The following is an 18,392-nucleotide window of genomic DNA, read 5'->3' as shown; positions in this document are numbered from 1 at the left end:
TAAACTAAAAAGTCGCAAGCCTTGTTCAGGCTTACGACTTTTACTTTTCTAAACTTAAGATTTACTCCTTAGTTGTATCGGTTTCTTCAGGGTTTCTTTCAAATGTGCCTGAATGATCGCTAACGCCTTCATGGATCAGGTTTTGTGCAACCGGCTCCTGATTTGATTCCGGGCCATTCACAAATTCATCATAAGTGGTACGGTTATCAAACGGGCGTTTACCCAATATTTCTTCCAGATCTGATTGGAAAAGGATCTCTTTTTCTAACAGTTTATTAGCTAACGCGATCAACCCTTCGCGCTTATCAATAAGCAATTTTTTGGTGCTTTGATAAACATCGCCAATTAAGGTGCGTACCTCGTTGTCGATCAATTCTGATGTTTTTTCAGAGTACGGTTTGTTAAACTGGTATTCGCCCTGGGTATCATTGAAAGATACATTACCCACTTTTTCGTTCATACCATAAATGGTAACCATGGCATAAGCCAGTTTGGTAATGCGTTCCAGGTCATTTTGCGCACCGGTAGATATTTTACCAAAAGTAATATCCTCTGCAACACGGCCACCCATGGTCATGCTCATACCGTCAAGCAATTGCTCGGTAGTGTACAAGAATTGCTCTTTTGGCAGATACTGTGCGTAACCCAATGCGGCAACACCACGCGGAACAATAGACACCTTAACCAACGGATCGGCATGCTCCAGGAACCAGCCTGCAATGGCGTGGCCAGCCTCGTGGTAAGCCACAATGCGTTTTTCTTCGGGAGAGATGATCTTGTTCTTTTTCTCTAAACCACCAATAACACGGTCAATAGCATCCTGAAAATCCTGCATATCAACAGCTTCTTTGTTTTTACGGGCGGCTATTAAAGCGGCCTCGTTACAAACGTTAGCAATTTCTGCACCTGCAAAGCCAGGGGTTTGTGCCGATAGTTTCTTGGCATCTACACCTTCGGCAACCTTAATAGGTTTTAAGTGTACTTTAAAGATCTGCTCACGGCCTATCAAATCGGGTTTATCAATAGATACCTGCCTGTCAAAACGTCCCGGGCGCATTAAAGCGCTGTCCAAAACATCGGGGCGGTTAGTGGCTGCAAGAATGATAATACCAGAATCGGTACCGAAACCATCCATCTCAACCAATAATTGGTTCAAGGTGTTTTCGCGTTCATCATTACCACCTACAATATTGTTTTTACCACGGGCACGGCCAATGGCATCAATCTCATCAATAAATATGATACAAGGCGCTTTATCTTTTGCCTGGCGGAACAGATCACGAACACGTGATGCACCCACACCCACAAACATCTCCACAAAATCAGACCCTGACAGGGAGAAGAAAGGCACCTGTGCCTCGCCTGCAACGGCTTTGGCCAATAAGGTTTTACCCGTACCCGGAGAACCTACCAACAATGCACCCTTAGGTATTTTACCCCCCAGATTGGTGTATTTTTTAGGGTTTTTAAGGAAATCTACAATTTCCATAACCTCTTGTTTGGCTTCCTCCAGCCCGGCAACATCATTAAATGTAACCGATACCTGGGCCTCTTTATCAAACAGGGTAGCTTTTGATTTACCAATATTAAATATTTGGCCCCCGCCGCCGCCGCCGGCACCACCGCCCATACGGCGCATAATAAACAGCCATACACCAACCAGCAATACCGCCATTATAACGCATTGTACCAGCCAGTTGCTCAACAGGTTTTCTTTACCCTGCTGATACTCGATGGCCGTTTTTTGCGATTCGGGTACATCTTTTTCGGCGTTGGCAATAGATTGCTTTAAGCTTTCGTAAGATGCATCGGTAAAGTTATACTGCGGTTCGTTTGAGATACCTAAACCACGCTGCCCTTTATTGGCATCGCTATACTGGGGCTTTACCAGGCTATCTTTTTTAATATAAACCTCGGCAGTTACCAGGTCGCCATTTTTATAGGCAACAATTTTTTCAACATCATGTGTGCGCAGCATCTGCGTGCTAAACCTTTGAAAATCTATCTGCTTACCAATGCTGCCGCTCATTAAAGTGGGCACTACCAGTATACCAATAATAGCAATGGCATAAAGCCACATCAGATTAAATTTTGGCGGTTTGGGCGTAATTTTCTTATTCGGAACCTTGCGTAAAGGTTTTGAGGAATCGGACTTTTTATCTTTAATTTCCATGTTTCTACAAGCTCAACTTATCAATAAATAATTAAAAAAAGGGTATTGTGTTTCGAGCTTTGTTTAAGCGCTTTTATAGCTTTTAATTTCAGCATCACCCCATAGATCTTCAACACCATAAAACTCGCGTTTATCTGTCCTGAAGATGTGTATGACAACATCTATATAATCCAGCAGTATCCATTCGCCGTACTCAAGCCCTTCTTTGCGCCAAGGGTCCTGTTGTACAGCTTTGTAAATTTCTTCCTCAACACTATTTGCTATTGCTTTTACCTGTGTGGCCGAATCGGCGTGGCAAATTACAAAGTAATCTGCTACCGAACTGTTTATATTACGAAGATCAAGCCTTACCAGATCATTCCCCTTTTTTTCTTGCATGCCGTGTATGGCAAGTTCAGAAATATAGGTGGATTCATTTATCACTTTACTTTTTACCATTAAAAAGATTTAGTTTTGAACGATTTTGGGTTTAATAATATTATACGTTGCAAAATAACATATTTTCAGGATTATTTGTTGGACAAAATTTAGTGTCACTAAAAGAAGTTGACTCTACAAACACATTCCTTAAAAATATCCTGTCAAATTCCAAGCCAGTACCTGATGGAACGGTCATTATGGCAGAAACACAGTATGCCGGCCGTGGCCAGCGTGATAACACATGGCATGCCGAACCGGGGAAAAATTTAACTTTCAGTTTATTATTAAAACCCGGTTTTTTATCTGCACAACAACAATTTGACCTTACCCGGGCCGTTAGCTTAGGTGTATATGACGCACTATACCCCCTATTACGTGACAGCCTAAAAATAAAATGGCCAAATGATATTTATTATGGCGATAAAAAACTTGGTGGCATGCTCATAGAAAATATATTACAGGGCAGCCAGATAAAAAATGCCATAATTGGTATAGGCCTTAATGTAAACCAGGAAAATTTCCCTGACAACGCCGCCAATGCCACTTCTATAAAGAAGATATTACAAAGGGATTATGAATTAAAAAATATATTAGCAGAAATTTGCAATCATATTGAGGCATACTACCTTCACCTTAAAGCCGGAAGGTTTGAATATGTAAGGAATATATACTTAAGCCGACTATACTGGTTAAACGAACAGCGACAATTTAAGTCGAACGGGCAGGTTTTTGAAGGTGTTATAAAAAATGTTGAAGATAACGGCTTATTGGTAATTGACCAAAATGGCGGTGAACAGGCATATAATTTAAAGGAAATAGAGTTTTTAAATAAATAATAATGAAAAAAATACTTTTAGCGATAACCGCATTAATGATAACCTTTGGTGCCAAGGCACAGGTAGAATCGCACGTGAGATGGTCATACGCGGCAAAAAAAATCAGCGCTACCGAGGCGGTTGTATTAATAAAAGCAACAATAGATCAGGGGTGGCATGTTTACTCGCAAAACGTTAAAGAAGGTGGCCCTGTAAAAACCACTTTTACCTTTGCCCCTTCAAAAGAATATATCTTGGTTGGTAAAACCGTTGAACCGGCCCCTATAACCAAATACGAAAAAGTATTTAGCATGAATGTTGGCTATTTTGAAAATTCGGTTGTATTTCAGCAAAAAATTAAACTAAAGTCGGCAAAAGCTGCAGCAGTTAAAGGCAAGCTGGAGTTTATGACCTGTAATGATGTTAAATGTCTTCCACCAGACGAAGTAGAGTTTTCTATCCCGTTAGGTAAATAATTTTTAATAAAAGACAATGACATCAGCCATCCTGCGCAGCCCTTTAAAGCACGCTCTTTTATTTTTAGTAACCCTTTTCGCCCTTGCGGTTTTAACACCGCAGCATGTTAGGGCACAAACCCCCGATACCGTTTCAACAAACGATGTGGAGTTTACCGATATTCAAACCCCGGCAGATAGTATTGCCGCGGCTAAAAAGAAGGCATCTGCTGCCGATTCTGTTGCCAAACCAGCAGTAAATAAATCAGCCGCTACTGCGCCCGATGCGCCTACCAACCTGTGGCAGTTGTTCATAATTGGTTTTGTGGGCGGTTTTGCTGCATTTTTATTGCCATGTGTTTATCCGATGCTGCCATTAACGGTTAGCTTTTTTACCAAACGAGGCGGAAGCCGGGCAAATGCCATCTGGCAATCTTGCCTGTATGGCTTATCCATCATATTTATTTATGTGGTTTTTGGCCTGTTGATCACTATTATTTTTGGCCCCGCAGCTTTAAACGGGCTGGCAACTAATGGCATATTCAATTTCTTTTTCTTCCTGATGCTGGTTGTATTCGGCGCTTCGTTCCTGGGTGCATTTGAAATAACACTCCCCAGCTCTTTAGCCAACAAACTGGATGCAAACTCTGACAAAGGCGGCCTGGCGGGGATCTTTTTTATGGCTGCTACGCTGGTAGTAGTATCGTTTTCGTGTACCGGCCCTGCAATTGGCGGTGTACTGTCAAGTGCCTTTACAAAAGGCGACAGGCTTGGCCCGGCAGTAGTTATGTTCGGTTTTTCGCTGGCTATTGCATTACCGTTTACCATATTTGCTATGTTCCCTTCGGCACTTAAAAGCCTGCCAAAGTCTGGCGGCTGGTTAAACAGCGTTAAGGTGATCTTAGGGTTTATTGAGATAGCTTTTGCCCTTAAATTTTTATCAAATGTCGACCTGGCCTACCACTGGAATATAATTGACCGCGAGGTAGTGTTATCCCTGTGGATAGCGATCGGCATATTAATGAGTTTATACCTGATCGGTAAGATCAAATTCTCGCATGATAGCGATGTAACGCATTTAACGGTAACCCGCACGTTTATTGCTATGGCTATGTTCGCTTTTACCATTTATATGGTGCCCGGCCTTTGGGGCGCGCCGCTGAACGCAATCAGTGCTTTGCTGCCGCCTTTAAGCACGCAGGATTTTGATATATCTGGCGGTGGTAGTGCAATTGCAACACCACCTAATACATCAACTATAAAAGTTAAAAAATACGAAGAGCTTTTTAAACGTCTGCCAAAGGTAAAAGGACTTGATGAGTGGTACGATTATGACCAGGCTGTAGAAGTTGCAAAACAACTGCATAAACCTATCTTTATTGATTTTACAGGCTGGAACTGTGTTAACTGCCGTAAAATGGAACAAGAGGTGTTGCCAAAACCCGAAGTATTGCGCCGCCTGCAAAACGATTTTGTGATATTACAATTGGTGATAGATGATAAAACCGACCTGCCTGTTGCAGAACAATATAAATCAACCGCAACGGGTAAAAAAATTACTACGATTGGTGGCAAATGGCTTGATTTTGAGATAGACAAGTTCCAAACCAACGCACAGCCTTATTATGTTATCATTAATGAAAAGGGCGAAACGCTTGTTAAACCGATAGGTGCTACAGACGTTAATTCCTTTATTTCCTACCTGGATAGTGGGATAGCCGCGTATAAAAAGTAGGCGGTTAAAAAATTTAATGTAAATTCGCGGAACTTTATGAATACACTGCAGCTGGTCTGCATGGCTTTCATAAAGTTCTTTTTTGTTTACACTTACAACGCGACAGCGCCCTTTTAAAAATGACGCAGATCAAAAACATAGGAGTTTTTACATCAGGTGGAGATGCACCGGGTATGAACGCCGCAATACGAGCAGTAGTACGCTCCGCTATCTATTATGGTATTGAAGTTACCGGTATCCGCCGGGGGTACGAGGGGATGATAAATGGTGAATTTTTCGCCATGGACAGGAAATCTGTTTCCAACATTATTCAACGTGGTGGTACAATTCTTAAAACAGCACGCAGCGAGCAGTTTAGAACCCCGCAAGGCCGTAAACTGGCTTACGAACAACTAAAAGAACATGGTGTTGATGCCCTTGTGGCTATTGGTGGCGACGGCACATTTACCGGCGCGCATATTTTTGGCGAAGAATACGATATCCCTGTTGTTGGGTTACCCGGTACTATTGATAACGACCTGCTAGGCACCGATTTTACCATTGGTTACGATACTGCCATTAATACCGTTATTGACGCGGTGGATAAGATCCGCGACACGGCAGAATCGCACGATCGCGTGTTTATTGTAGAAGTGATGGGCCGCGACTCGGGCCTGATTGCTTTACGCACCGGTATTGCTTCGGGCGCAGAGGCTATTATTATTCCCGAAACCGAAACAAATATCAACGTACTATGCGAGAGATTAGAGCATGGCCGTAAAGATAAGCTATCGAAAATTGTTATTGTTGCCGAAGGTGACGATGCAGGTGGCGCCTTTGAAATAGGCCGCCATGTAAAAGAACGTTTCCCGCATTATGATACCAGGGTTTCTATCCTGGGCCATATTCAAAGGGGCGGCCGCCCGTCATGTATGGATAGGGTATTAGCCAGCCGTGTTGGTGTTGCCGCTGTCGAAGCCTTAAAAGATGGCCACCGTAACGAAATGATAGGCGTTATCCATAACGAAATATCATACACCCCGTTTGAGCATGCCTGCAAACATAATGTTGAAATTAATCCCAACTTTTTAAAGATAGTAGAGATACTGGCGATATAAGGTTGGATTGAGAACATAGCAAAAAGAGCCGCTCAAGTTGAGCGGCTCTTTTTGTTTTAAGCTACTTGTCATTTCGAACGAGGTACGAGGAGAAATCTTTTACAATTAACAAGTAACAGACATGCATAGTGTAAAAGATTTCTCTTCGCCCCCATTGCTCATTCATCCCGCTGCTCATTCGAAATGACCGGCGGTTACAGAGATAGTATTACTCCGCTTTCGGTGTAATGTCAACTACTTTCGCTTCGCCTTCCCTTTGCATCTTTTTAAGCATTTCGGTACCTATTAGGGCATCTATCATACCGTTGCCGCCACCGCTTTGACCATTAACCAAAATCTCTGGCACCAGTTTAATGCCATTGCTGGCTAAAGCTTCGGCAACACGTACTATAGCATACTGCTCGGTACCCATGGCTTCGGTTTTTTGTTTGGTAACTTCGGCTTCGGCTAAACCTATGGCTTTGATTTTACCGGCATCGGCACTACCATTAACTTCGGTTGCATTGGCATCCGCTTTAGCATTAATAGTTTTCGCTTCTGCATCGGCACGGGCAATAATGGTTTTGTTCTCTGCATCCGCTTTAGCGTTAATTACTCTCGATTCCGCATCACCCCTTGCAGCAGCAACTTTTGATGCCGCCATTTGGGTGTTTATCTCAACCTGCCTTGTTGATTTCACAACCTCGGGCTGCATATCGGCACCTGCTTTGGCACTTTCAAATTCTTTACGCTCTATTTGGGCGCTTTTCTGAATTTCGTAGGTAACGCGTTCCTGCTCGGCTATTTTACGGTCGGTAAGGGTTTTCATCAATGCTTCCGGCGGCACAATATCACCAATTAAGGTATCCACACCTTCAACGTTATAATCGGCCAATACCTTGCTAATCTGGGCACGGGCATCTTCCTGCCTTTGCGATCTGTTAGTCAAAAACTCGATAACACCACTTTTTTGCGCCGAGTTACGGAAGTAATTGGCGATAGTGGGTTCCAACACTTGCGATACCAGGTTTTTTGTATTACCAAAACGGGCAATAACCTTTGGTGCATCGTTACGTGGTATGTGGATGATCTGCGATACATCCAAGTTGAATGTAAAACCATCGGATGAACGCACACTAATGGTACACAGGTTTTTATCCAGCTCGTGGCTTTCGGTGCGGCTATTGGCCCAGTTGAGTACAATATTGGTGGTAGGTACAATTTCTACCGTGTGGGTATATATGTTTACGGGATGTTTGCCCGGGTCTAAAGGTTCGTCCCAAACACCCTTGTCGTACTTTTTAACAATGTTACCATGTGTAAAGCCCACCCCGCTGGTATCCTTACCTTCGGGACCAACAAATGAGTTGACCACACCCACATAACCAATATGTATGTGCACCATTTCTACCTGCTCTACAATAGCAAACCACGGGTTTAGGTAATAAGTACCTGCCAGGATAACATCTTCCTGCAATCCCTTTTTACCCCCGGCAATAATAAAAGCCATCGGGTCCTGGTAGTTACGGTGGCCGGCAACCGAGCCGCCTGCAATTTCGCCCTTATCCAATGGTTCCCCGTCTAAAGTGGTTACAATACCCACTTTGTTTTCGTGAATGCTGGTTGTTGGCACCATCACAATCTCGAACAGGAAGGTGTTGATACGATAACTACCCGGGGTTAAGAAAGCCGCCTGCGGGCCTTTTTGCCCGTTGTTTTCCAGGAAGGCTTGCGAGTCCTGGAACTTATCGCAATCAACCGGTTTGCCCAGTACACGGCCTATATCCATTGGGGCGCCGTCTTTTGCCTTTACCAGCCCCAGCTTATCCTGCTGGATTATAGTAAACTGCTCCATAGTAATTACATACTGCCACGGCCACATACGCCAGTACAAGCCCGGGGCAAGTGGTTTGGCTTGCATACCTGCTTCGCCATTAATAGCGATAATACGGCCATCCGGCAGCCGTTTGCTCCCGTAAAGGGTGAATTTTTTGACAACCAAACCAATGCGATCATCAGGAACGATGATCATACCACATAAAACGCGCAATACAAATTTGTAAAGCACCAAAGCGCCAACCAGCAGGAACACCCACCAGAGTTGAATAATTGTTTCAGACATTTGTTTTTTGATTTATTTAACGGGGCCCTTAAGGTGCGGGCTCCTCACAATAACTTATAGCTTTATGAGACCTTGGCTATATAGCGTTACATATGATTATAAGGAATAATAGTTGTTACAAAAAAGGAAGGAAATATTTTAAGCCTCACCACAGCCTTCTCTTTTTGGAGAGGAAGAGCCAACGAAATAATTATTCAATATTTCTCCACCCTCTCTGCTGCGCAAAGAGGGTCGCGCACGAAGTGCCGCGGGGTGAGTCACCTCACAACTTTACTTTATCTTCTTTATTATCCGCCTGCTTATATACTATTAATAATTAGGCTTTTAATTTAATATAAATTTATTTACCTTTGCATCCCCGCAGAAAGAACTCCGGGGACAATGTTGAATACATAAAAACAAAAGAATGGCAACTAAGATCAGACTGCAAAGACACGGTAAAAAAGGAAAACCTTTTTATTATATCGTAGTAGCAGATGCCCGTGCTCCAAGAGACGGTCGTTTTATTGAGCGTGTAGGTTCATACAACCCTAACACCAATCCGGCTACAATTGACATCAATTTCGAAAAAACTCTTGAGTGGGTTAACAATGGCGCACAGCCAACAGACACTTGCCGTGCAATACTGTCTTACAAAGGCGTATTATACAAAAAACACTTACAAGGCGGTGTTAAAAAAGGTGCTTTAACCGAAGAACAGGCAGAAACTAAATTTGCTGAGTGGTTAGACCAAAAAGACAGCAAAATAACAGGTAAAAAATCAAATCTTAACGCTGCAAAAGATGAAGCCCGTAAATTGGCTTTAATTGCTGAAGCGAAAAAGAAAGAAGATAAAGCTGCAGCTATCGCTGCTAAAAACGCTCCTGTTGCCGAAGAAGTAGAAGAAGAAGTTGTTTCTGAAGCACCTGCTGAAGAAGAAGCTGCTGCTGATACTGAAACCAAAGCAGAAGGCGCTGAGTAATTTTTTTACAGAGACAAGAAATAAGAATCAAGAAACAAGACGAAAATCTTAGCTCTTGATTCTTAACTCTTGATTCTACAATGGCGAAGCAACCCAACGGTTCTTCGCCATTGTTATTTAAACGTATTTGTATTATGAAAACCGAGGATTGTTTTAGGTTAGGCAGCATTTTAAAAACCAAGGGCTTAAAAGGCGAAATGCAATTGTATATCGACTTTGAGGATGCCGATGCCATAAAAATCAAATCGCTGTTTGTAGATATTGCCGGTAAACTGGTACCCTATTTTGTAAGCTCGATAAAGTTTTTACAAAAGAACCAGGCCTATCTTAACCTGGAAGACGTAGATACCATTGAAAAAGCAGCCATGCTGGTTAAGAAAGATATTTACCTGCCCAACAAGGTAAAGCCTAAAAAGAAAAAGGAAGAATTTACCCTTAAAGACGTAAAAGGCTTTATCGCAGTTGATGAAACTCATGGCGAGCTGGGTGAGATACTGGATGTGGTAGAATATCCGCAACAATTAATAGCATCGGTAAATTTTAAAAATAAGGAAGTATTGTTCCCACTTAATGTGGAGATCATAAAAGGGATTGACGTGGAAGGCGGAGAGATCTATATTGCCCTGCCGGATGGTTTGCTGGATGTTTATTTAGAGGGATAGTCTATAATATATATTCACGTAAAGACGCTAAGTCGCAATTAATTTGTGGTTTAGTGTCTTTTTATTTTAAACAAACCTGCTTTTTCTTAGCTTTCTTTGGGCTTCCGCGATAAAAATGTGAATTTGAAAAAATATTTGTCAAAATTACTTGACATTTAAAATGCTTTATTTTACATTTGGTAAATCAAACTTTACAATTATGAAATCGCAATTGTTATTTCCACACGGCTTTAAGCTATTAGGATGGCTTTTAGCGTTGCCGGGCTTTGTGCTTGGCTACCTGGTTGTTTACAAAGCCTACGAAATTCCGGGCTTCGGTTTAAAACTACGGGAATCAAGTAGCTTGTTTTTACCCGCTTATGAAAACTTTACAAACGAGCTTGCTTTAATCTTGGTCGTTGCCGGGCTAGTTTTCATCGCGTTTAGCAAACAAAAAACCGAGGATGAGTTAACAGCCAGCATTCGGCTTAATGCTTTATATTGGGCTATATTAATTAATTACGCCTGGTATGCTGTGTTTTTAGTTGTAGTAGCCGTTGTTAATGATTTTCACCTAAAAGCGCTCGAACGCGGAATCGATGCTTTTGCAGAAGGCTACACTTTTATGGTGTACAACCTGTTTACACCACTATTAATTTTTACGGCGCGTTTTTACTACCTGCTATACAGGCATAACGATGAGTATGAAATAAAGCCAATCCGGTTTTTATCAAATAACCCTTATCGCATAATTGGACAAATACTAACCCTGATTTTTGGGGTAATTATAATAGTACAAGGCTATAACGAGCAAGATATTACCTGGATATTTTATATACTGCCTTTGGCAATGTTGGTTTGGGTATTCTCAAAAGAGAAACAGGAGGACGAATATATTAATGCTATCAGGCTTGATGCTATGCAAATTGCCGTTTATGCGAATTACTTTATCCTATTGTTGGTTAACTTTGTTTTTTACGGTACAGACTTTCTGTTAATAATGGTATTAAACCTGGCTACTATCCCTATCATATTTTTGATAGTGTTCCATTACCGTTTATACAGGATCAGGCAACAGGATAACGTGGCCGGGAAAAGCAATTTAAACGTAAATATTTTATAACCACGCACCATGAAAAATACATTGCGTGTAGAACGCGCCATAAGGAATATTACACAAGCAGATCTGGCCATGCTTATAGGCGTATCACGCCAAACCATAAATACTATAGAAAGTAATAAATACGTACCATCAACCGTATTATCGCTTAAAATAGCCCGTGTGTTTGGTAAAAAAGTTGAAGATATCTTCGCGTTGGAAGAGGGCGATTAGGAAGGATTTATATTAAATGATTAACCTATGGCAACAAAAACCACCTTTGCACCTATGCTCATTATCCCCAACGGGATAACCGATGTAAGTTTTTACACAAAAGCCTTTGGCGCCGAGGAGACGCGACGCTTTAGCAACGATGATGGCAGCATCCACGTAGTTGAATTTTCTATAAACGGTTCTACATTCCATATGCACGAGCAATGGGCAACAAAGCTGGTAAGCCCACAGAGGGCAGGAGCGAGTACCGTATCGGTAAATATATTTGTAGAAGATGTAGATGCTGTTGTAGAACAGGCCGTGGCTGCGGGGGCTAAGATTACCTCGCCCGTACAAGATTTTGACTATGGTTATCGCCAGGGCGATATCATAGATCCTTTTGGCCATTGTTGGCAAATACAGAAGGAGATTTGAGAGAAGCAAGGGTCATGAATCAAGAACAAGAAAAAGTCTTGATTCCCGGCTCTTTACTCGTGTATCTAATAAAAGTATCTTTGCGGCATGCGTTTCGATATCATCTCTGTTTTGCCCGGCCTGCTGGAAAGCCCTTTCGCCCACTCTATTTTACAGCGTGCGCAAAAAAAAGGCATATCCGAAATTGTAGTGCATAACCTGCGCGATTACTCTACCGGCAAGCAAAAAAGCGTCGACGATTATCCCTATGGTGGCGGCAGCGGCATGGTAATGACCATACAACCCTTCGCCGCCTGTATCGAAAAGCTGAAAAGCGAACGCGAGTATGACGAGATTATCTTTATGTCGCCGGATGGTGAAACACTGAACCAAAAGATAGCTAACCAGCTATCTATCAAAAAAAATGTAATTATACTTTGCGGCCATTATAAAGGGATAGACCAACGCATCAGGGACATCTACGTTACACGCGAGATCTCGATAGGCGACTATGTACTATCCGGCGGTGAACTGCCCGCTGCGGTGCTGGTTGATGCCGTGGTTAGGCTGATACCGGGCGTACTGTCTGACGAAACATCCGCCTTATCAGATTCTTTCCAGAATGATATGCTGGATGCCCCCGTTTATACCCGCCCGGCAGACTGGAATGGATATAAGGTGCCGGATATATTATTAAGCGGCAATACGCCCGAGGTGGAAAAATGGCGTTTTGAACAAGCCATGGAACGCACCAAAGCCAGAAGACCCGATTTGTTGGAGTAAACGATGGGAGACTGGTTGAGTTAGTTTATTGGTGAATGGTTGCATGTTAAAACTACTCTCATAATCAACTCTATCAACCAAAAACCCACGTTGTTTGTGGACAAATAACAATTTGTGGAAATTTTTAAAATAGGTTTTTAAAATCCAAATAATATCCTTATAATTGCACTCCGATTTTTACGGGTTAAAAATCGCTTTAAGAGCTAAAAATCATGGATTTAGTAAAATTTGTAGAAGAGCAATCAGTAGTTAAGAATACATTCCCGTCGTTTAAGGCTGGTGACACTGTTAGCGTGCATTATAAAATCAGAGAAGGTAACAAAGAACGTATACAACTTTATCAGGGTGTTTGTTTACAACGTAACAGCGTTGGCAACAGCGAAACTTTTACAGTTCGTAAAGTTTCTAACGGTATAGGTGTTGAGCGTATCTTCCCTATCAACTCTCCAAATATTGATAAAATAGAAGTAAACAGCGTTGGTAAAGTACGTCGCGCTAAATTGTTCTATCTGCGTGCCCTTACCGGTAAAGCAGCTCGTATCAAATCAAAAAGGGTTTAATTATCTTTTCGCCTCGCGGCGGATACAACATAAAGCATACAAAGAACCTGCACTATTTAGTGCGGTTTTTTTTGTTTAGGCGAGAATAAGTTAAAATAGGCGTAGTTCAATCACGAAGATCTGCTTAAATTGATCGACTACAATAAAGTAACGAGAAAAATCCCCCTAAATTAAACGGCAGGAAAAAGTACTACCTTGGGTATTTCAGGGATGAGATGCGGGAAACAGTGTGACAGAGCGGTCAGCTAATACGGCAGCTCCTCACAGGTAAACCCTGCTATTTGCAGCATGTGGTTGATGGTTTGCGGCTCCACGCCGCTGCTTACCACACGCAAAATATTGTCGCAATCTTCCAGGTCAAAATTGTATTGCCTTATCTCGGCCAGCGAGGTGAGCAACGGGTGTATCCGGCTTACTTCCTGGGGGCTGGCAACGCTTGTTTTAAATATCAGCACATCCATGGGGTATTGTTTTATTGTTGTAGGTGATGTATGTAATGTTTATTTAAAGTGTGGGGAGCATTTGAGCGGGGAGCGCCTAATTCTTTCGTTGCTTCCCGCTCCAATGCCCTTATTCCTTCGTTTCTTTCACGGCTATGGGCTCGTCTTTCCAGGCTTCTTTCCAATCTACGCCTCGTTTGCCCCAGCCGCAGCGATTTTTCATCTGCTCTTTAAAGCGCTCGCGCTCTTCGGGCGACATACTGCTTAACCGTTCTTCCATCATATGCTTACGGCGCATCCACGGGGCACCTCCCCCGCCTTTAGGCCCGAAGCCGAAGAGGATCTTGCAGAGCACAAATATGCCCATGGCCTGCCAGTAGGTAATGGTAGTAACGTGTAATACATCGGGCAGCAGGTTATTCCAAAGCTGCATTACTACGAAGCTTACCAGCGCTAATATGGCTGCTACGCCTATGGGGATAAATATGAACCTGCGTTCATAAAATAACTTTTTCATTTTCTTTCCTTTTAGTATTCTGTAATTTCTTTATACAATTGTTTAAGCCGTTTGCGCAAGTGCAGCACCGCATACCGCTTGCGCGATACCAGGGTGTTAATGTTCTCGCCCGTTAGTTTTGCAATTTCCTCGAAGGGCATATCGTCCAGCTCCTGCCATATAAATACCTGCCGCTGATTTTCGGGCAACTCGTCAAGTGCTATAAAAAGCTGCTCCCAAAACAAGTTGCGCAAATACTGTGTTTCGGGGGTAGAGGCTTCGGCAAGCAGGATGGCTTTAAAGTCGGGGGCATCATCGTCTTCGCCCTCGGTAGCAGGTAGCATATCATCAAGCAAGGTTTCGGTATGTTTTTTATGCTTGTCGATAATTTTGTTTTTGGCTACCCTGTACAGCCACGCGCTGGTTTGCTCAATAGGCCCGGCATTTACCACGCTGCTAAACTGGTACCAAACATCCTGCAGAATGTCTTCGGCATCGGCATCATTTTTAACCCGCTTGCGAATAAACCCCAACAGGCTTTTACCATACGAAGCTATTGTTTGTATGATGTGGCTGTTTTTATCCTGGGGCATTGCGGCTGCTGTCAATTTATTGCGTGTTTAAATATAAAGACGAGCGAGGCCAGAAAACATTTTAAATTATTTTTTATTTAGAGCGAGAGGTGTGTGGAGTGAGGTGCGGCGTGTTTGCTCATATCGCTTTTCCGCTCCCCGCTCCCGATACGGCGACTTTCACAAGTGGAAACAAGTAACTAAATCACCACCATGTAAAAAGCTGATTACTCGCTATTAACTGCAAACCAAACAACTATCTTACACGTTTTAACAATATGGCCGATAAAAAAACACTGATACTGGGCGCCACGCCCGACCAAAGCCGATATGCTTACCTTGCCGCCAACCGACTGGTGCGCAGCGGGCACACCATTGTTAACGTAGGCATTAAAACCGGCGAAGTTGCCGGTGTACCTATTGAAAAACCCGAAACTATCCATACCGATATTGATACTATAACCCTATATGTGGGCCCCCAGAAACAGGAGAGCCTGTACGATTATATTATACAAACCCACCCCAAACGCATCATATTTAACCCCGGTACCGAAAACTCCCATCTACGCCGCCTTGCCCACGAAAACGGCATAGCAACCGATTACGCCTGCACATTAGTGCTATTGTCTATCGGGCAGTATTAGGATATGGGTAGGTGTTCATGTTCACGCATGTGAACACGCGTGAACGCTCAAATGCATTGATAATAAGCGCTTTATATAAAACCGGTTTTGTTCCGCTTTTTCCGGAAATCACCAAAACTGAACACCTGTAAAAACGCCTTTTTTAGCTCTTTTTCGACTTTATTTCGCCCTGTTTTGGGTATATGAGGGTAACCACAAACTGAAGTAGTTATTTGTACATTTGATTTATAGCCGATTGTTAATTTAGGGTTTATTCCATTTTGTTCCGGAGTGGAACAAGGTAAAACCGCAAATAACGACCTTAAGTGGTAGTCCTAATTTTACTTACGCTTCTCTATAATTTGATTTGTAATGAGCAATTAAATAGTCTGTATATTTAAGTAAGGTTAAATTGCATTTTCTTTGTAAATGTTCTTTTGAGAAGGCTCCTTTCAAAAACCACTGAAAAGAAATTTTCTGAAAAAATTCCGGAATCAATATCCAGAGTTAACCGGTCATCACAACTCTGGATATTATTACATACCAAGCTACTATATTTCTTTAACACCACAGGATATAAGATAATCCGCTATTTGATTATAGTCAGAAGGCTTTCTTGTTGGGTCTTTGACGTCACCGGGCGGAACAAAAATAATCATGCCTTCTCTGGCGCGAGTCAATAGCACCCTATACTTATTTATAAAAAATTGCTGTTTTTCTAAAGCTTTAACGTTTTGCCATTTAGTTCCACTAAAGGTTTTAAAATCCCAAACATCTTTATTTCTTCTGAGGTCTAAATCCCAACATAACCCAACCCAATCTAACTCTAATCCTTGAATTCTATATTCAGTTGCGGCGAGTTCTAAATAATAAGATGAGCGAACATCATTCCTGTCGTTCAAAAACCATTCGGCTTCTTCTAATGGCATTCTAATATCGAACCCGTATGGCATTAATCTTCTTGCACCAGATGTAGCTACCAATCCCATTCTGCGTGTTCCCTTACAATTTGATCTTAGCCAATTTTTTGCGGTGCTTAAATCTCTTGTTAATGCTATTTTGTATTTAGTAAGGTCGGAATTGAATATTTTACTTGCTTCAATCTGATTATTATTTAAAATTAAACTTACCCATAAGGATAACTTTTCCGCCTTAAATGAGCGAATAGATACATCCAGATGTAAAGCCTCGTTTTCAATAATAGACAAGTTTTGGGGTGGGTGTTCAAACAAGCTTAAATTCCCAGTACTATGATTTCCTATTTTTAATTGTGGCGATATATAAATTTTCCAATTACCAAACTTTTGTTCAATAGCCCTACCCCATTCTGGTAATCCAGCTTCTCCCTTGTTGATTTCTTGACCACCACCAACCAAGGCAACAATCACAGACCAATCTTGATGCCTGCTCATTATTTCAAGTATCATCTCAGCCTCAGAGAAATTGCGCTTAAATTTTTTCTTTGATTGCTCGGCATCCCAGGCCCTTTGAGCCTCATCAAAAATTACAATTTTATTATTGGGTATTTTCTCCTTGTCTTCAAAATACTCTTCTAAAAATCCATGTGCATTTTCAATAAATGAAATAATCCGATCAGTACTTTTTTGTTTAGCGGTCTTATCATCTTTTTTAATTTTTTTAAAAGCATCGTTTGAAAGAGCTTTTTTTAATACTTTGATTAGTGGTGCATTTCCCGATAAAAAAGTAGCTAATGATTTGCCCTCACCTTGAAGTTCTTTATCGTGTGCAATATTTAAGCCTGCTAATGTTTTACCAGCACCCGGAACACCTGTTATAAAACATATAATTTTTTCATTCTTAAGCCTTGCCGATTTAATAGCATCTACAACGGCCTTAGAGGTTTTAGTTAAATTTTTTTTTCGCGCATGTGATTGAGATATTTCAATCACGGATTTACCAGAATACAATGCTTGTGCCGCTTCAACGATTGTTGGTGTAGGAAAGTAATCGCTATTATTCCACTTCTTATAGTCCGAAAGAGTAGCAATATCATTCCATTTGTTTATAGCATGAATTATGTTTTCGGTTAAATTTAATGCATTAACGATTACAAGTTCTTTAACAAGATCGTCAATATTAAAAAAGTCATTTTCTATACTTTTACCATCTGTAGCTAATAAAAATGGAACAATAATTTTGTCTCTCGATTCAAAATGAAAATCTCTTAAGTCTAAGCAATAATCTAATACTTGTTCTTTATCGCCATTTAAATAATCGGCTTTGCCAATTTTAAATTCAATTACTATAACTACATTATTTGCAACGATTACTACATCAATCCTTTTTTGTCTTCTCGCAATTGGATATTCAAGTAATATACCCCAATTGCCTGAGTTATTTTCTGTTAAACAAAGCTGTTGTAAAGAAGACTTTAATAAGGTTATTTCCTCATTCCATGAAAGTGTTTGTGTATGTTTCTGATCATAAAACCCAGCCAATCCTGCTTCGTGTGAAAGAGAACCACTTATTTTCAAAGTGTCTTCCCTAAGAAATTCCACAATGGTATTTGAATAAAATGCTCCCATTATTTATTAAAATTAGGGGAGTTGAAGAAGTCTTTAAATGGGATTTCTAAAGCATTGACAAGCTTCTCCAAATTCTCAATAGATATATTACGACGGCCATTCTCAACATCCGTAACATAGGTCCTGTCTATTTCTGCTTTGTTAGCTAACGCCTCCTGAGAAATTCCAATTTCATTACGTAGTTCTTTTATTCGTTGCCCAACTTTCACCTTAATACTCATGCAAGCAAGTTGGGTTATTGTCGACTA

20 protein-coding genes are annotated in these 18,392 nt (G+C 41.5%); 12 read left to right on the top strand and 8 right to left on the bottom strand.

Annotation, left to right across the window (positions count from 1 at the left end):
* Nucleotides 1-61 precede the first annotated feature (61 nt).
* Together ftsH and rsfS are read right to left on the bottom strand one after the other, a co-directional pair.
* Nucleotides 62-2,167 (bottom strand): ATP-dependent zinc metalloprotease FtsH, encoded by a 2,106-nt coding sequence (gene ftsH, locus NPE20_RS25505; protein WP_435529219.1) that lies wholly within the window; start codon nucleotides 2,165-2,167, stop codon nucleotides 62-64.
* Between the two features lie 69 nt (nucleotides 2,168-2,236).
* The gene (gene rsfS / locus NPE20_RS25500) at nucleotides 2,237-2,611 is read right to left on the bottom strand and encodes a ribosome silencing factor (RefSeq protein ID WP_129877236.1); all 375 of its coding nucleotides are present in this window, start codon (nucleotides 2,609-2,611) and stop codon (nucleotides 2,237-2,239) included.
* A 92-nt stretch (nucleotides 2,612-2,703) separates the two neighbouring features.
* On the opposite strand from rsfS, the gene NPE20_RS25495 reads away from it, so the two are divergent.
* The 4 genes from NPE20_RS25495 (at nucleotide 2,704) to pfkA (ending at nucleotide 6,695) form a co-directional block, all read left to right on the top strand.
* Nucleotides 2,704-3,429 (top strand): biotin--[acetyl-CoA-carboxylase] ligase, encoded by a 726-nt coding sequence (locus NPE20_RS25495; RefSeq protein WP_256541540.1) that lies wholly within the window; start codon nucleotides 2,704-2,706, stop codon nucleotides 3,427-3,429.
* 2 nt (nucleotides 3,430-3,431) lie between these two features.
* Nucleotides 3,432-3,884 carry a protein-disulfide reductase DsbD N-terminal domain-containing protein gene (locus tag NPE20_RS25490; protein ID WP_256541539.1) on the top strand — a complete coding sequence of 151 codons (453 nt, stop codon included), beginning with the start codon at nucleotides 3,432-3,434 and terminating at the stop codon, nucleotides 3,882-3,884.
* 16 nt (nucleotides 3,885-3,900) lie between these two features.
* Entirely contained in the window at nucleotides 3,901-5,598 is a 1,698-nt protein-coding gene (locus NPE20_RS25485) for a protein-disulfide reductase DsbD family protein (RefSeq protein WP_256541538.1), read from the top strand.
* 119 nt (nucleotides 5,599-5,717) lie between these two features.
* Nucleotides 5,718-6,695 carry a 6-phosphofructokinase gene (pfkA, locus tag NPE20_RS25480; RefSeq protein ID WP_256541537.1) on the top strand — a complete coding sequence of 326 codons (978 nt, stop codon included), beginning with the start codon at nucleotides 5,718-5,720 and terminating at the stop codon, nucleotides 6,693-6,695.
* A gap of 208 nt (nucleotides 6,696-6,903) precedes the next feature.
* Here pfkA and NPE20_RS25475 read toward each other — a convergent pair whose 3' ends face one another.
* Nucleotides 6,904-8,796, bottom strand: coding sequence for an SPFH domain-containing protein (locus tag NPE20_RS25475; protein WP_256541536.1), 1,893 nt, complete (start codon nucleotides 8,794-8,796; stop codon nucleotides 6,904-6,906).
* Nucleotides 8,797-9,202: 406 nt separating this feature from the next.
* On the opposite strand from NPE20_RS25475, the gene NPE20_RS25470 reads away from it, so the two are divergent.
* The 7 genes from NPE20_RS25470 (at nucleotide 9,203) to rplS (ending at nucleotide 13,467) form a co-directional block, all read left to right on the top strand.
* Complete coding sequence (locus tag NPE20_RS25470; protein ID WP_256541535.1) at nucleotides 9,203-9,757, top strand: 30S ribosomal protein S16; 555 nt, start codon at nucleotides 9,203-9,205, stop codon at nucleotides 9,755-9,757.
* Between the two features lie 134 nt (nucleotides 9,758-9,891).
* Nucleotides 9,892-10,419, top strand: a complete 528-nt coding sequence (gene rimM / locus NPE20_RS25465; protein ID WP_256541534.1) for a ribosome maturation factor RimM — start codon at nucleotides 9,892-9,894, stop codon at nucleotides 10,417-10,419.
* Between the two features lie 199 nt (nucleotides 10,420-10,618).
* A complete protein-coding gene (locus NPE20_RS25460) occupies nucleotides 10,619-11,521 on the top strand; it encodes a hypothetical protein (RefSeq protein ID WP_256541533.1) in 903 nt (300 codons plus the stop codon).
* A gap of 9 nt (nucleotides 11,522-11,530) precedes the next feature.
* Nucleotides 11,531-11,731, top strand: coding sequence for a helix-turn-helix transcriptional regulator (locus NPE20_RS25455; RefSeq protein ID WP_256541532.1), 201 nt, complete (start codon nucleotides 11,531-11,533; stop codon nucleotides 11,729-11,731).
* A gap of 27 nt (nucleotides 11,732-11,758) precedes the next feature.
* Nucleotides 11,759-12,145: a VOC family protein gene (locus tag NPE20_RS25450; RefSeq protein ID WP_256541531.1), complete on the top strand. Its 387-nt coding sequence runs from the start codon at nucleotides 11,759-11,761 to the stop codon at nucleotides 12,143-12,145.
* Between the two features lie 87 nt (nucleotides 12,146-12,232).
* Entirely contained in the window at nucleotides 12,233-12,907 is a 675-nt protein-coding gene (trmD, locus tag NPE20_RS25445) for a tRNA (guanosine(37)-N1)-methyltransferase TrmD (protein WP_256541530.1), read from the top strand.
* 212 nt (nucleotides 12,908-13,119) lie between these two features.
* A complete protein-coding gene (rplS, locus tag NPE20_RS25440; protein WP_129877254.1) occupies nucleotides 13,120-13,467 on the top strand; it encodes a 50S ribosomal protein L19 in 348 nt (115 codons plus the stop codon).
* A 245-nt stretch (nucleotides 13,468-13,712) separates the two neighbouring features.
* Here rplS and NPE20_RS25435 read toward each other — a convergent pair whose 3' ends face one another.
* The 3 genes from NPE20_RS25435 to NPE20_RS25425 form a co-directional block, all read right to left on the bottom strand.
* Nucleotides 13,713-13,928 carry a hypothetical protein gene (locus NPE20_RS25435; RefSeq protein ID WP_256541529.1) on the bottom strand — a complete coding sequence of 72 codons (216 nt, stop codon included), beginning with the start codon at nucleotides 13,926-13,928 and terminating at the stop codon, nucleotides 13,713-13,715.
* A 109-nt stretch (nucleotides 13,929-14,037) separates the two neighbouring features.
* Complete coding sequence (locus NPE20_RS25430; protein ID WP_256541528.1) at nucleotides 14,038-14,424, bottom strand: DUF3106 domain-containing protein; 387 nt, start codon at nucleotides 14,422-14,424, stop codon at nucleotides 14,038-14,040.
* An 11-nt stretch (nucleotides 14,425-14,435) separates the two neighbouring features.
* Complete coding sequence (locus NPE20_RS25425; protein ID WP_256541527.1) at nucleotides 14,436-15,011, bottom strand: RNA polymerase sigma factor; 576 nt, start codon at nucleotides 15,009-15,011, stop codon at nucleotides 14,436-14,438.
* Between the two features lie 242 nt (nucleotides 15,012-15,253).
* On the opposite strand from NPE20_RS25425, the gene NPE20_RS25420 reads away from it, so the two are divergent.
* Complete coding sequence (locus NPE20_RS25420; protein ID WP_256541526.1) at nucleotides 15,254-15,619, top strand: CoA-binding protein; 366 nt, start codon at nucleotides 15,254-15,256, stop codon at nucleotides 15,617-15,619.
* A gap of 530 nt (nucleotides 15,620-16,149) precedes the next feature.
* Here NPE20_RS25420 and NPE20_RS25415 read toward each other — a convergent pair.
* Nucleotides 16,150-18,144, bottom strand: a complete 1,995-nt coding sequence (locus NPE20_RS25415; protein WP_256541525.1) for a DUF2075 domain-containing protein — start codon at nucleotides 18,142-18,144, stop codon at nucleotides 16,150-16,152.
* A complete protein-coding gene (locus NPE20_RS25410; RefSeq protein WP_256541524.1) occupies nucleotides 18,144-18,365 on the bottom strand; it encodes a helix-turn-helix domain-containing protein in 222 nt (73 codons plus the stop codon). Before NPE20_RS25410 ends, NPE20_RS25415 begins: the two co-directional genes overlap by 1 nt.
* Nucleotides 18,366-18,392 lie beyond the last annotated feature (27 nt).

Origin of the sequence: Mucilaginibacter aquariorum (genome assembly GCF_024498135.1) — a bacterium.
GTDB lineage: Bacteria > Bacteroidota > Bacteroidia > Sphingobacteriales > Sphingobacteriaceae > Mucilaginibacter > Mucilaginibacter aquariorum.
The sequence above is the reverse complement of the archived record's forward strand: the minus strand, read 5'-3'. Positions and strand labels throughout refer to the sequence as shown.